Raw genomic sequence first — 14,018 nt, 5'->3', positions numbered from 1 at the left:
ATCAAATCATCATGCAGTCGTTGTATCAAAGGGTTACCCATCAAAAACTAAGTATCGGCCATGAAGTTGATTTATCTGATGACAACTTCTCTTTTACAACATTAGAAGCTTATGATAGTGCCGCATTTAAAACATTATATCATAAATACGCTGCAGCAGTTTATGGTAATATCATAAGATATGTGGATAATGAAGAAAAAGCTAAATTAATTTTAGAACAAACATTTTGTGAAGCTTGGCGGTCTTTCCCGGAATTTGATCAAACTAAATTCAGAATTTTTACCTGGATAAATCGGTTAGCACTTCAAATTATTAAACAGTCTACCTCATAATTCGTAGCATAATATAGTCACGATAATCTAATATATTTTTATATTTCAATCGAAATTACTATAATTAGGGGTCTAAAGTCTATTCCTATTTGTATATGCTCGAATCCCAGAAGATATTTTTGGTAAACGCTGTCTTAAACTATTTCAGCAAGTTATGCCCTATTACATCAGGATTTATCAAGAAAATAGAAAAAAATGTGGAACCTCTTCAAATCATGAAGAATAAACACATTTTATCACCTATTGATAATAATAATCGCATTTTTTTTGTGGCATCAGGTTTGGTGCGGGGTTTTATTAAAGAAAGTAATAAAGAAATTACCACGTGGATTAGCGTAGGTAACGAATTTGTTGGGGCGATTCAATATCCAGGCGCTCCCCCTAAACCCTCTATAGAATATTTGCAGGCATTATCAAATTCAGAATTAGTGGCCATTCCGTACTTATTGATTGATGAACTTTATGCAAATTATCCAGAAACAAACGTAATATGGCGAAAAATACTTGAGCTCCAGTATCATGCTGCTTCAGAGCGGTCCATGCTGGCACGTATCCCATCTGCCGAAAGGCGTTACGAGAAATTTATGGAGTTAAATTCTTTTGATGTATCTCAGGTTCCCTTGCGCTGCGTAGCCACTTACCTGGGTATGCGCTTTGAAACGCTGAGCAGAATCCGAAGCAAAATGGTTAAACAGCCGGTGTAGCCTGATGGAGCATATAAATTAGTAAGATGAGGATGGTGCTAGGTTTCATTAAATCATTGATATTTCATTTTGATGTAGTTTGGATAAAATCAAAGAAATTTCAATTTATCTTATAATAAATCGAAATCTTCATCAAATCTTAATCTTTCTGCCGTAATATTGTAGGCATAAGGGGTGAGAGCCTTATACAACTTCATAAGTTGAGAGCGTTAATTTAGATAAGGATGTAGCCAATTGGTTACATCCTTTTTTTGTTTGAATATTATGAGGCAGTCACTTCATTTGAATTATTTATTATGAGTGATGATGTTTGCCTTCATCATGAAATGCCTATTTTAAAAACTTTCTTTATATAATTTAACGTTTAACTTTGATTGCCAATTAAATAATTAGTACTGATCATGCTTTTCTTGCCCAAGAAATGAATTTATTTCAAGGTCTTTTGAAATAATGGATAAAATAAATCTGGAAGTAAATGAAGCTAATCTGATATTGGCGGGCTTTCTAATTTTGGTAAGGAAATAAAAAACGAGCTGCCTAAATTTTTACCTGCGCTGTAGGCCCATACCTTACCGCCATGTAGCAGCACCAGTGTTTTAACAATATAAAGCCCAATGCCATTAGAACGTTCTTTTGCAGTTGGTACGGATGATAGTTTGGCAAACTTGGTAAACAGCTTGGTGATATCTTCTTTGGTCATGCCTAAACCATTGTCTTTAAATTCAAATATAATATTATTGGCTTCAGCACTACAGATGATCTCTATCGTTTCGCCTTCATGCGAATATTTAATTGCATTACTCAACAGGTTATTGAACACATCATTAATACGTGCCTGGTCTACCTGGATGTAACCGTCTGTTTGGCAATTTATTTTAAGCGTTTGCTGTTTTTCTTTCAGTGTATAATCAAAAGTTGCAGCCACTGCGTTAATCAGATCTATTACTTTAACGGTTTCGAATTTGAGGTCTATAGTGGCATGCTCATTTTTAGCTTCACTCAGCAGGTTATTCATCGTTTGCTCAATTTTCCGACCAGTTTGCTCAATTTTGTTGCCTAATGAAGTAAGTTTTTCTGGAGGAAGCAAACCTTTGTCTAAAAGTTGACCATAAGCAATAAGTGAAGTTGCGGGGTTTTTCATGTCGTGGGCCAGGCGGTGCAAGCGGTCATCGTAGGCGCCTACCGAGATTCTGTTAATGAGCCTGGATTCGAGTTTTTCAAGGGTAATCCGGGCTAACCATTTCAGTACAATCAGCTGATCTTCTTTAATATCGTACCTGGGCTTATCATCCATTACACTTACAGTTCCAATTACAAAGCCTTCCATGGTGGTAATTGGTGCAGCCGCATAAAATCTGATCCCGTTTTCCATTTTAACGGAAGCGTTATCTTTTACTTCAGCACGGGTTTTGGTATCCTCGATCAGCGTAATCTCTGGCGATTGTGAGGCTACCGTAGATAAGCTATCTTCTTTTTTAATTACTGAAACTTGTATCGGGCTGGTGTTTGCTTTAAAATATACCTGCGTTTCATCAATAAATGAAACAAATGATCCAGCTGCTTTAAATGTAATTTTTGCTATTTCAGCAATCAGATCGAAAAGAAGTTCTGGAGGTGAATCAATAATGTCGTAACGCCTGAGTTTATTTAAGCGCTGAGATTCATATTCCATTGTGGTATTTGAGGGTTTGTTAAACTTACTCATCAATTGAGGCTATTTTAAAATTTTAGATGCTGATCGTTTATAACAAATATAAAACAAAGAAGTTTTTATTCTTCAATTTAGCTTAGCCCGATTAGGAATGTTTCAAATAGGTTAATCCTGATGGTAAAAATTCAGGATTTAGGTGAGTAGCAGCAAAATATTTAATTTATTTTGAAGCAATTGTATTGTTGGTATCATTCTTTAATGCTTTTATATCACAATAAAAATATGTTTGATAAATCATTTTTGGCATCAGATTAAACAAAAATACATTTTATTATATTTTGGTCATTAAGATTATTAAGGCTGCTATTGTTGGTATTTCTTTTTTTTTATACATTGGTGTAGCTAAATCCCGCTCGTTATGCTCAGTCTTAATTTATTCATTTTAAACGCTCCTAATCGTTTAAAACCATTTCAAAATAGATCATTGCTACATCAAAGATTTTTCATTTTCTCGAAGAAGGTGGCAATTGATTTTATTTATATAGCGCAACCTGAAAGATAAATTATGAGTAGCTATAGTCATAAAAGCAAAGAAAATAAAAGTCAGGCCATTGCTGCAAGTGCTCTAATGCAGGTTGATGGTAAAGAAGCAACTGCTCAGTTTGTAGATAACAGACCTCAATCTGTTAGGCAAAGAAAACTTATCAGCTCGATTAATAATAGTCAGGAATTAATTCAATTTAAGACTGATCAAAATATAACCAAAAGCCAACCCAATCAAAATCGTACAGGTTTGCCAGATGATTTAAAATCTGGTGTCGAAAAATTATCTGGTTATTCGCTTGACGATGTAAAAGTGCACTATAACTCTGCTAAGCCTGCTCAGCTGCAAGCCCATGCCTATGCTCAGGGTACCGATATCCATCTGGCACCTGGGCAGGAGAACCATTTGCCTCATGAAACCTGGCATGTGGTACAGCAAAAGCAGGGGCGCGTTAAGCCTACGCTTCAAATGAAGGGTAAAGTAAATATTAATGATGATGCAGGTTTAGAGAAAGAAGCAGATTTAATGGGGGGTGAAGCTCTTAATAATGATCATGACAATAAAATAGGGCCTGATAATCTATTGTTGGCTAATGGTTCTAGTTCGGTACAGCGAAAAGTGGTGTCGCTTGTAAAGGGAAGTGCAAATGTGCATGGATGGAAATTTTTATCTTCTGATCACACTCACGATTATTATGACGATGGGCTGCCTGAGCCTGAAGTTGCTATGCTGAATGATACCCGTAGCCGGGTTAATGAAATGGATTTCGATTCCATGTCAGATATTGAGGAGTCAGATACAGAATTAGATGTTAAAACCAAAGGCCCGCATAAGATTTACCGTGTTAACAATCTTCGCGATTCAGCCAAATTTGTGCATCAGGTTCTTAAGAAAGGACCAGATAGTACATTTGGGGCCAGAATGGGAGGGCAAACTGTATTTCGGTTTACAGGAGCAGGTTCTCAATTTAAAGTGCAAACCACTACTAAAAATGCCCTTGAGCAGAGGGATGGTACTCAAGGCACTGGTTTTATGCCTGACAGGGAATCAACCGATCCGCAGGCAACTGGTCTCCAAGCCAGTTATGAACATGTATTTACTGAATTACGCGGGCATACAGCTAAAAGTATTGCGCAAGCCATGATGGATAAGTTTGTTGGGGCTACCCCTTATCCTCATGGATTTTCTGCAAGAGCGCAGGCTAAAATGGATGAAGCTTATGCGCTCCTAACTATTGCAGAGCCTTATCGAAGCGATTATGCCTTTGCTATTTTTGTGGCATCTATACAGGCCCTACTTAACGGGGCAACGAGTATCCAAGAGGCTTATTATGCTGGGAAAGGACAAATAGATGCGCTTCACGCGGGTGCCTCAAGCTACTCGCGTGCAGGTGTAAGCGGCCAGCTAATGGAGCAAAACCTTGGCTTAGGTGCAAATTCGCCCCATCCTACACAAACATCCATGAGCCTAAGCGCTATGGAATGGAAAGGGGGGCTTAAACGTACAGTTGATCTCTTTGACCGGGCTTCTAAAGGAACAGACCATAGTAGTATGCTTGCTATGCATATGCTCATGCCAATGGGAATGGGAACTGCAGTAACCAGAACAGATATTAGTGCTTATGTAACTACTAAAAGAGCTCCTGGTAACTGGGGTGATGCAGTAGTAAAAGTAGCTGGGATTGTATTGGCTGAAGATCAGAAAATCATATACGAAGGAATTGATTATATAGTAAAAGGTATTACGCCTACTGGTTTTATAACTCTCAAATTAGGTTAAAAGGCAGAAGGGAATTTATCGTTACCATTTAAGTTGTTTACACTTGCTGCTTTGATAGAGATTATGAATAGGCCTGAAAATAAGAAAAGAGATACTCCATCCAGACGTATCTCTTTTTTCTAACCAAATATAAACCTGTTATGAGCCAGGCTTTGTCTTTAACTTTCTTTCTAAACCTGGGTTTATCCGGAAAGTGATTTATCTTTTTCTATTGATAATAAACATCGTTCCGTTTATTATGATACAAATATAGTAAAAAAAATGATAGTGTAAAAAATACACTAAGAAAATTTTAAGTATTTTTTTTGTCATTTTTTATTTCCTGTCCTTTTTCTCGAAGATTTTAGGATTTAAAATGATGATGTTTCAAATATAAGGTAAAAATATGTTAAGGAATTGTTAAATATTGTAGATTTTTCAATTATTCGTGTAGAATTCTACCACATTGTAACTGAAATATTGATTTTGCATCAATTTTTAATCGATTTTTATCTTTTTAATAATTGTTAAGCATATATGGGATATACTATTTTGATAAAATAAATTTTTATTGCGTTTTTAAAATTGATTTTTAATGGTGAAAATCGTCTTTAAAATAAAAAGGCAACATTAATTGAATAATGTTGCCTTTTATATGATTTGAAAATTAGCTTAAAGCATTTTTTCGTTACAAACTTGCGTAATATTCTACAAATTTAGCTAATGCAGAAGAGTATCCCCATTCGTTATCGTACCAAGATACCACTTTAACGAAGTTATCATTTAATGAAATACCAGCTTTAGCATCAAAAATCGAAGCATGGTCATCGCCAATGAAGTCAGAAGAAACAACTTCATCTTCAGTATAAGCCAACACACCTTTTAATTCGCCTTCAGAAGCTGCTTTCATAGCGGCCTTAATTTGCTCGTAAGTAGCAGGTTTTTCTAAACGTGCAGTTAAATCTACTACAGAAACATCAGCAACAGGAACACGGAAAGACATTCCTGTTAATTTACCTTTTAACTCAGGTAATACCATACCTACTGCTTTAGCAGCGCCGGTAGAAGAAGGGATGATGTTAGAAAAACCACCACGGCCACCTCTCCAGTCTTTAGCAGAAGGACCATCAACAGTTTTTTGAGTTGCAGTTACCGCGTGAATTGTACTCATTAAGCCTTCAACAATACCGAAGTTATCGTTTAAAACTTTAGCAATTGGTGCTAAACAGTTTGTAGTACAAGATGCGTTAGAAACAATAGTTTGATCTGCAGTTAATTTATCATGGTTAACACCCATTACATAAGTAGGGATGTCGCTATCTTTAGCAGGAGCAGAGAAAACTACTTTTTTAGCACCAGCAGCGATGTGTTTTTCAGCATCAACACGGGTTAAGAACAAACCTGTTGATTCAATTACCACTTCAACACCTACAGCATCCCATTTTAAATCAGCAGGATTTCTTTCTGCAGTTACACGGATGGTTTTACCGTTAACAACTAAGTTACCATCAACAACCTCGATAGTACCATCAAACTTGCCATGTGTAGTATCATATTTTAACATGTATGCCATATAATCTGGCTCGATCAAATCGTTAATCGCTACAATATCTAATCCTCTTTTTAATGCAGCTCTGAAAACCAGTCTGCCAATACGGCCAAAGCCGTTTATTCCAATTTTGCTCATTGTTTGTTAATTAATGTAATGTTTTAATAAATTTTGTATGGGTTCTTTAATGATGCTTTTGATTTTTAAATCGTACTTGCCGGCTACAAACCTTAAGCGGTCTTCAAGTTCGGCAGCCACTTTGCCTACTATATGCAGTTCGCTGTCTTTATGCTTCTGCGATGTTGGCAGAATATACGTTTCAAAATATTTTTCAAATCCCTCATCAATCAATTTACAGATATACTCATGTTTGCTGTTATGGGTAATGAAATCGAAAAACGAAGTTAGAAATATATTTGCCTGCGGCTTATTGTAAATACGTTCCAGTATTTGAGGGCGGTCTAGATTGTATGTTAATGTAAATTTGGCCTCTATGTCATTTGGCATTTTTTGGCTTAGAAATTCTTTCAGCAGTATTTTTCCGAAATAATTTGATGAGCCTTCATCCCCTAGGATATACCCTAATCCAAAATTGTTGTTCAATGGTTTTTTTCCATCAAAGTAGGCACAATGTGCACCGCTGCCCAACATACCAACAATACCTGGTTTATTATAACAAGCGGCTTTTGCTGCCCCGAATAAATCATTTTCGACTACAATTTTGCTGTATCTGAAAAACGATGCCAGGGTTTTGGCCAGTACCTCTTTTCTATCTGATGATGATGCCCCGGCTGCAAAAAAATAAATCTTTTTAATATTTTCTGCATGGTTAACCAAAACCACCTTTTTATTTAAAATCTGTAAAATTGTTTTCGGGTCAACAAAGCAGGGGTTTAGGCCGGTAGTATTACAATGTGCTACTACCTGTCCATTTTGGGTTATTTTCCAAAATGCTGTTTTCGATCCGCTATAAACAACTGCTACCATATTATATTGAGAGTACCTCTGTCATTTCCATTAAATCGGGTTCGAGTTTAAAAGAATGAGCGGTTAAAGCCTCTCTTATGCTGGTTAATTTTATCTCGTTTCCTTTTAAACCTACCATTTGTTCTGTTTCGCCTGCAATTAACGCATTTACTGCGGCAAAACCTAAACGACTGCCCAAAATTCTGTCGAAACTGCTTGGGCTTCCACCTCTTTGAAGGTGGCCAAGGATGGTTACTTTAGTATCGTAATGATCGAAAGTTTCTTTTACCTTTTTAGCAATATCGTAAGCGCCGCCCTGTTTATGGCCTTCAGCCACAATAACAATACTCGACGATTTTTTTGTTGCTGCACCTAAGGCCAGTTTATCAATCAATTCATTAACACTGGTTTCCCTTTCTGGCAACAATACCGCTTCAGCGCCGCTGGCAATCGAGCTTCTTAAGGCAATACAGCCAGAATCGCGGCCCATTACCTCTATGAAAAATAAACGGTCGTGTGCATCGGCAGTATCCCTGATTTTGTCAATCGCTTCGATTACGGTATTAATAGCAGTATCGTAACCTAAAGTAAAGTCAGATCCAACTAAATCGTTGTCAATTGTTCCGGGTATACCAATTACCTTAACACCGAAAGTTTCCGAAAAACGTTTCGCTCCGGTGAATGTGCCGTCGCCACCAATGACTACCAATCCGTCAATGTCGTTTTTCTTTAAGTTTTTGTAGGCAATTTGCTGACCTTCGTCTGTTTTAAATTCTAAACAGCGCGCAGTTTTTAATATGGTACCGCCCAAGTGTAAAATATTACTTACAGAACGGGCATCCATTGGTTTTATGTTGTCGGTTATTAAACCTTGGTAACCTTGCATTACCCCAAACATGTTAATGCCGTGGTAAATTCCGGTACGAACAACAGCTCTGATCGCTGCATTCATTCCGGGGGCATCGCCTCCAGATGTTAATACAGCTATATTTTTTATATTTGGCTTCATCTTTATAATACGAATATAGTGTGTATTTTTTACACTAAGTAATTTATTTTATTTTTTTTACTTAATATTGAAAGTCATACCTTTATCTGCTTAAAATAACTAATTTTTACTTTGGAACAAATTTTACCTCATTTAGATTCTGTATTCTCGATAGATTGCGTTTTGTTTGGATTTGATGGTAAGGAATTAAAAATCCTGCTAATCGAAAGGAATGAAGAACCGTTTAAGGATTGGTGGGCACTGCCCGGTAACATTGTTGGTCCTGATGAAAGTTTAGATCAATCGGCCTCCCGGATTTTGTACGAGCTTACCGGTTTACGTGGTATTTATATGGAGCAATATTATGCTTTTGGCGATCCGGGTAGGCACCCTCAAGGTAGGGTAATTACTTTGGCCTACTATGCATTGATCCGTTTGGGGGGAGATAAAGAATTACGCCCGATTAGTAATTATGCCAAACGCGCCAACTGGTTGCCAATTACCGATCTGCCCAAATTGGCTTTTGATCACCAGAAAATTTACGATAAGGGATTAGAGAAAATAAAACGCCGGATCAAACACCAGCCTATTGCCTTCGAGCTTTTACCAGAGAAATTTACCTTAACCCAATTGCAGCATGTTTACGAACTTGTGCTGGGTAAAAAACTTGATAAAAGAAACTTTAGGAAGAAAATTGTAAGTTTTGGCGTGCTTAAGGAACTTGATGAAAAACAAAAAGGTGTTTCCTATCGTGCAGCTACTTTGTACCGCTTTGATAAACGTAAATACGCGAAGCTTTTTGGTAAGGAGATTTCGTTTTAGCGGAGAGGGTTAAGCGTGGAGCAGAGAGCTAAAAGAGAGCAAAAAATAATTAAACCTGTTATATAAAAAAATCCCCGACTTGAATTTCAAATCGGGGATTTTTGTATGGTTGTAATCCGACTCCAGACTTAGGACTGAAGACTAAACCTGAGGGCGCTTAACTGGAAACTCTCAACTCCAAACTAAGCTTTCGGCGCTAACTCCAGGTGGTAATGTACCAAATCGTCTATAGGTGAGCGGATAATTTTGCCTACCCCCATTTCGTAACGGTCGGCAACAATACTTAAAATATCACGGAAACTATAACCTACTGAACCTACACAGTTTAATTTGTGGTCTTTGTAGTTTGGATAGTGGATCACCAAAGCTTCGAAAAATGCAGTAAATGCATAATCGATAGTGGCAAAAGCATAATCTTCATAGTTATCTTTAAAATCGTATAAGAATTTACTAAAACTTGCACAGAAACGGTTAGGCAATGGTTTATTGTAAATATTATCGAAAATATCTTCGTTTGTTAAAGCATAGTTATCATAAAAGGCTTCGCGTAATCCTTTTGGCATGTAACCTTTCATGTAATCACTTAAAATGCGTTTACCGATATACGAACCGCTACCTTCATCACCCAGGAAATAACCCAACGAATCGATGTTCATGGTAATTTCAGTTCCGTCATAAAGGCATGAGTTTGTACCTGTGCCTAAAATAGCGGCAAATCCTGGCTCGTTTCCAAGGAGTGCTCTAGATGAAGCAAGTAAATCATGACCTACAAAGATATTTGCATTGACGAAGATCTGTTGCATGGCATCAGCCACAATCTTAACATTTGAAGGTGTAGAACAACCGGCACCGTAGTAATAAACTGCTGTCAATTTCTCTCTTTCCAAGTGGTCTGGAAGTGTCTCATTCAAAGACTTTACAATGTACTCTCCTTTGGAAAAATATGGATTGTAACCTTCGGTGTTAAAGTAAATTTTTCTGCCGGCCTCGTTAATCAAACACCAATTTGTTTTGGTAGATCCGCCGTCTGCAATTACTATCATTTTATTTATTTTTGGTTTTAGCACGATAAAAGTATAAAAAGTCTTATATTTTGTATCCTTTTTTTTAATAATTTTTTAACAATTTGTTATTGCTGAAAATTAAGTGTGTAAAAAATACACTATATAGGGCGCTTAATCGCCGAAAAACCTTAAAATTATACCAGAAAGGGCAGTGGTCTTTTTTTTAACGTCAACAATATTTTACAATAAAATAGCGAAATGAACAAGCGATTTTTAGATTTCAGAAGTGATACGGTAACCAAGCCAACCGCGGGAATGTTGGATGCGATGATGAATGCAAAAGTGGGGGACGACGTTTTTGGTGAAGACGAAACGGTGCATGCTTTGGAGACAAAACTGGCTTCAACTTTCAACATGGAAGCCGGATTGTTCTGTCCATCCGGAACGATGACCAATCAGATTGCAATCAAGTGTTTTACCCAGCCAATGGATGAAGTAATCTGTGATCAGACGGCGCACGTTTATCGCTACGAAATTGGCGGCATTGCTTTCCACTCCGGCGCATCGGTAAGGTTATTGCATGGCGAACGTGGAATTTTGACACCAGAGCTGATAGAGCCCGAAATCAATGAAGATAATATCCACTATCCAAACTCCAGTTTGGTTGTTCTGGAAAATACCGTGAATAAAGGCGGCGGCAGCTGTTATACTTTATCGCAAATTGCACCTATTCATCACCTCTGTAACATAAAAGGATTAAAACTGCACTTAGATGGAGCGCGTATTTTTAATGCATTGGTAGCTACAGGTGATCATGCAGGCGAATACGGCAAATACTTTGATGGCATTTCGGTTTGTTTATCTAAAGGGCTCGGTGCACCAGTAGGTTCGGTATTACTGGGCAGTAAACAAATGATCCATAAAGCGCGGAAAATTAGAAAAGCTTTTGGTGGAGGTATGCGCCAGGCAGGTTTTTTGGCAGCAGCAGGTATTTATGCGCTCGATCATCATGTAACACGTTTAAAAGACGATCATGCCCATGCGCAGGCTTTGGCCAATGCACTGGCCGGCGCAAAATATGTAAAATCGGTAATGCCGGTTGAAACCAATATCGTTATTTTTGAAGTAGAAAAGGGATCGGCAGAGAAGATCGTACACCAGCTAAAGGAAAAAGGATTATATTGCAATACCACTAGTGCCAGCACCATTCGTTTGGTAACACATCTGGATCTGAACACCGAAATGATTGATCAGGCAATTGAAATAATATTACATTTGTATTAGTCGGAGGTCCAAAGTCGATAGTTTTATAGTTCATGGTCAATAGTCAGGTAATTCATTTACAATATGCATATACATAAAGTCTAACCAAAATGCCCGAAAACTCCAAACTCCAAAGCCCAATCTCCAAACTTTTAATTGCTAACCGTGGCGAAATTGCTTTGCGTATTATGCGTTCGGCAAAGGAAATGGGAATTAAAACGGTGGCTGTTTTTTCTGAAGCAGACCGTAATGCACTGCATGTACGCTATGCCGACGAGTCTGTTTATATTGGTCCGGCGCCCTCTAACCAGAGTTATTTAGTTGGTGAGAAGATTATCGATGCCTGTAAACTAACGGGCGCAGAAGCCATTCATCCAGGCTATGGGTTTTTGTCAGAAAATGCGGGTTTTGCACAAATGGTTGCCAATGCCGGACTTATTTTAGTTGGCCCGTCGCCACAGGCCATGGAAACCATGGGCAACAAATTATCTGCAAAGGCTGCAGCATTAAAATATAATATCCCCATGGTTCCCGGAACGGAGGAGGCCATTCAGGATGTAAACGATGCAAAGCAGCGTGCAATAGAAGTTGGTTTTCCGATATTAATTAAAGCTGCTGCAGGAGGCGGAGGTAAAGGGATGCGTATTGTAGAGCGGGCTGAAGATTTTGAAGAACAGATGCAGCTTGCCGTAAGTGAGGCTACTTCGGCCTTTGGCGATGGGGCTGTCTTTATTGAACGTTATGTTACTTCGCCAAGACACATTGAAATACAGGTTTTAGGCGATACCCATGGCAATATTGTGCATTTGTTTGAGCGTGAGTGTTCTGTGCAGCGCCGGCATCAAAAAGTGGTTGAGGAAGCTCCATCAGCTGTGCTGACTGAAGAAATCAGGCAAAAAATGGGCAAATGTGCGGTAGATGTAGCCCGTTCTGTAAATTATACAGGAGCTGGTACGGTAGAGTTTATTTTAGATGAAAATCTTGATTTCTTTTTCCTCGAAATGAATACACGCCTGCAGGTAGAGCATCCGGTAACAGAGCTGATTACAGGGCTAGATCTGGTAAAAGAGCAGATAAAAATTGCATCAGGCGAAAAATTGAGTTTTAGCCAGGATGACTTAAAAATAAGTGGGCACGCCATCGAACTTAGGGTTTATGCAGAAGATCCTGCCAATAATTTTCTGCCTGATATAGGAACTTTGCACACTTACAGTACGCCTAAAGGCAATGGGGTAAGGGTAGATGATGGCTTTGAGCAGGGCATGGAAATACCGATTTATTACGATCCGATGATTGCAAAACTGATTACCTATGGAAAAGATAGGGAAGAAGCTATAGCGCGAATGGTAAGGGCAATTGAAGAATATGATATTACGGGGATAGAAACTACTTTGGGTTTTGGTAAATTTGTAATGCAGCACGAGGCTTTTAAAACAGGTAAATTCGATACACACTTTGTTGGTAAATACTTTACAGCAGAAAGTTTAAAGAAACAGGATGAAACAGAAGCATTGATTGCCGCTGTAATTGCTGCAAAACTATTCGAAAAAAGCGATATAAAATTAAGTGGCGAGGTGGTTAAAAGCAGTTCGGACTGGAGAAAAAATAGGTTGAAGTATTAAAGTATAGAGAAGTCCGGATGGGACCGTCATGCTGATCCGATAGCTATCGGATTTGTTTCAGCATCTTTCTCGGTAATAAATACTAAACCATTATTGCATGGAATCGTCATTCCCAACTTGATCCGATAGCTATCGGATGGGAATCTTAACGCCTTCAAAGGTTGTTCTAGGCATTAAGATTCTCGCATGCGCGGGAATGACGGACTTTAAATAAATACAAAATGTTCACAGGAATTATAGAAACACTTGGCGAGGTTACGGCCATTAAAAACGATCATACCAATATACACTTTACCATAGCTTCGGCAATTAGTAGTGAGCTGAAAATTGACCAGAGCGTAGCCCATAACGGCGTATGTTTAACAGTAGTAGCTTTAAATGATGGAACGCATACCGTTACCGCGATAGATGAAACATTGAACAAAACAAATCTGGATGGTTTGAAGGTAGGCAGTAAAGTTAACCTGGAGCGCTGTATGCAAATGAATGCCCGTTTAGATGGTCACATAGTGCAAGGCCACGTAGACCAGACCGCGGTTTGTGTGAAACGCGAAGAACTGGACGGTAGTTGGGAATATAGATTTAAATATGACGCAAGCGCAGGAAATGTAACTGTAGAAAAGGGTTCTGCTTGTGTAAACGGGATTAGCTTAACTGTTGTAAATTCAGCTGACGACGAATTTTCGGTATTTATCATTCCTTATACTTTCGAACATACGAACTTACAGGAAGTTGAAGTTGGCGATACGGTAAATTTAGAGTTTGATATTATCGGTAAATATGTTGCCCGGTTGATGAATCGGTAAGCTTTGTTT

12 protein-coding genes are annotated in these 14,018 nt (G+C 38.2%); 7 read left to right on the top strand and 5 right to left on the bottom strand.

Features of this window, described 5'->3' with window-relative positions:
• Positions 1-11: 11 nt before the first annotated feature.
• Both OQX63_RS03465 and OQX63_RS03460 read left to right on the top strand, forming a co-directional pair.
• Positions 12-332, top strand: a complete 321-nt coding sequence (locus tag OQX63_RS03465) for a hypothetical protein (protein ID WP_265849492.1) — start codon at positions 12-14, stop codon at positions 330-332.
• Between the two features lie 215 nt (positions 333-547).
• Positions 548-1,036 carry a Crp/Fnr family transcriptional regulator gene (locus OQX63_RS03460; protein WP_265849491.1) on the top strand — a complete coding sequence of 163 codons (489 nt, stop codon included), beginning with the start codon at positions 548-550 and terminating at the stop codon, positions 1,034-1,036.
• A 481-nt stretch (positions 1,037-1,517) separates the two neighbouring features.
• On the opposite strand, the gene OQX63_RS03455 is transcribed toward OQX63_RS03460, so the two are convergent.
• The gene (locus tag OQX63_RS03455) at positions 1,518-2,741 is read right to left on the bottom strand and encodes a GAF domain-containing sensor histidine kinase (protein WP_265849490.1); all 1,224 of its coding nucleotides are present in this window, start codon (positions 2,739-2,741) and stop codon (positions 1,518-1,520) included.
• A 511-nt stretch (positions 2,742-3,252) separates the two neighbouring features.
• Between OQX63_RS03455 and OQX63_RS03450 the strand changes: the two genes are divergently transcribed.
• Positions 3,253-5,010: a DUF4157 domain-containing protein gene (locus OQX63_RS03450; RefSeq protein WP_265849489.1), complete on the top strand. Its 1,758-nt coding sequence runs from the start codon at positions 3,253-3,255 to the stop codon at positions 5,008-5,010.
• A 667-nt stretch (positions 5,011-5,677) separates the two neighbouring features.
• Here OQX63_RS03450 and gap read toward each other — a convergent pair.
• Genes gap through pfkA form a run of 3 tightly spaced genes read right to left on the bottom strand, consistent with a single transcriptional unit; the run spans position 5,678 to position 8,513 of the window.
• Complete coding sequence (gene gap / locus OQX63_RS03445; protein WP_090499152.1) at positions 5,678-6,676, bottom strand: type I glyceraldehyde-3-phosphate dehydrogenase; 999 nt, start codon at positions 6,674-6,676, stop codon at positions 5,678-5,680.
• A gap of 6 nt (positions 6,677-6,682) precedes the next feature.
• Positions 6,683-7,525, bottom strand: a complete 843-nt coding sequence (locus OQX63_RS03440) for a hypothetical protein (RefSeq protein ID WP_265849488.1) — start codon at positions 7,523-7,525, stop codon at positions 6,683-6,685.
• A 1-nt stretch (position 7,526) separates the two neighbouring features.
• Positions 7,527-8,513, bottom strand: coding sequence for a 6-phosphofructokinase (pfkA, locus tag OQX63_RS03435; RefSeq protein WP_265849487.1), 987 nt, complete (start codon positions 8,511-8,513; stop codon positions 7,527-7,529).
• 111 nt (positions 8,514-8,624) lie between these two features.
• On the opposite strand from pfkA, the gene OQX63_RS03430 reads away from it, so the two are divergent.
• Positions 8,625-9,314, top strand: coding sequence for an NUDIX hydrolase (locus OQX63_RS03430; protein ID WP_265849486.1), 690 nt, complete (start codon positions 8,625-8,627; stop codon positions 9,312-9,314).
• Positions 9,315-9,496: 182 nt separating this feature from the next.
• Here OQX63_RS03430 and OQX63_RS03425 read toward each other — a convergent pair whose 3' ends face one another.
• Complete coding sequence (locus OQX63_RS03425) at positions 9,497-10,357, bottom strand: N-acetylglucosamine kinase (RefSeq protein ID WP_265849485.1); 861 nt, start codon at positions 10,355-10,357, stop codon at positions 9,497-9,499.
• 219 nt (positions 10,358-10,576) lie between these two features.
• Here OQX63_RS03425 and OQX63_RS03420 point away from each other — a divergent pair, with 219 nt between their 5' ends.
• From OQX63_RS03420 to OQX63_RS03410, 3 genes are all read left to right on the top strand, one after another.
• Positions 10,577-11,602 (top strand): threonine aldolase family protein, encoded by a 1,026-nt coding sequence (locus tag OQX63_RS03420; RefSeq protein WP_265849484.1) that lies wholly within the window; start codon positions 10,577-10,579, stop codon positions 11,600-11,602.
• A gap of 89 nt (positions 11,603-11,691) precedes the next feature.
• Positions 11,692-13,203, top strand: coding sequence for an acetyl-CoA carboxylase biotin carboxylase subunit (accC, locus tag OQX63_RS03415; protein ID WP_265849483.1), 1,512 nt, complete (start codon positions 11,692-11,694; stop codon positions 13,201-13,203).
• A gap of 221 nt (positions 13,204-13,424) precedes the next feature.
• Positions 13,425-14,009, top strand: a complete 585-nt coding sequence (locus tag OQX63_RS03410) for a riboflavin synthase (protein ID WP_265849482.1) — start codon at positions 13,425-13,427, stop codon at positions 14,007-14,009.
• Positions 14,010-14,018 lie beyond the last annotated feature (9 nt).

The sequence above is a fragment of the Pedobacter sp. PF22-3 genome (assembly GCF_026239555.1).
GTDB lineage: Bacteria > Bacteroidota > Bacteroidia > Sphingobacteriales > Sphingobacteriaceae > Pedobacter.
The sequence above is the reverse complement of the archived record's forward strand: the minus strand, read 5'-3'. Positions and strand labels throughout refer to the sequence as shown.

Coding starts and splice junctions, on each gene's coding strand:
- OQX63_RS03465 (WP_265849492.1), top strand. CDS start 12: ATGCAGTCGTTGTATCAAAGGGTTACCCATCAAAAACTAAGTATCGGC.
- OQX63_RS03460 (WP_265849491.1), top strand. CDS start 548: ATGAAGAATAAACACATTTTATCACCTATTGATAATAATAATCGCATT.
- OQX63_RS03455 (WP_265849490.1), bottom strand. CDS start 2,741: ATGAGTAAGTTTAACAAACCCTCAAATACCACAATGGAATATGAATCT.
- OQX63_RS03450 (WP_265849489.1), top strand. CDS start 3,253: ATGAGTAGCTATAGTCATAAAAGCAAAGAAAATAAAAGTCAGGCCATT.
- gap (WP_090499152.1), bottom strand. CDS start 6,676: ATGAGCAAAATTGGAATAAACGGCTTTGGCCGTATTGGCAGACTGGTT.
- OQX63_RS03440 (WP_265849488.1), bottom strand. CDS start 7,525: ATGGTAGCAGTTGTTTATAGCGGATCGAAAACAGCATTTTGGAAAATA.
- pfkA (WP_265849487.1), bottom strand. CDS start 8,513: ATGAAGCCAAATATAAAAAATATAGCTGTATTAACATCTGGAGGCGAT.
- OQX63_RS03425 (WP_265849485.1), bottom strand. CDS start 10,357: ATGATAGTAATTGCAGACGGCGGATCTACCAAAACAAATTGGTGTTTG.
- OQX63_RS03420 (WP_265849484.1), top strand. CDS start 10,577: ATGAACAAGCGATTTTTAGATTTCAGAAGTGATACGGTAACCAAGCCA.
- accC (WP_265849483.1), top strand. CDS start 11,692: ATGCCCGAAAACTCCAAACTCCAAAGCCCAATCTCCAAACTTTTAATT.
- OQX63_RS03410 (WP_265849482.1), top strand. CDS start 13,425: ATGTTCACAGGAATTATAGAAACACTTGGCGAGGTTACGGCCATTAAA.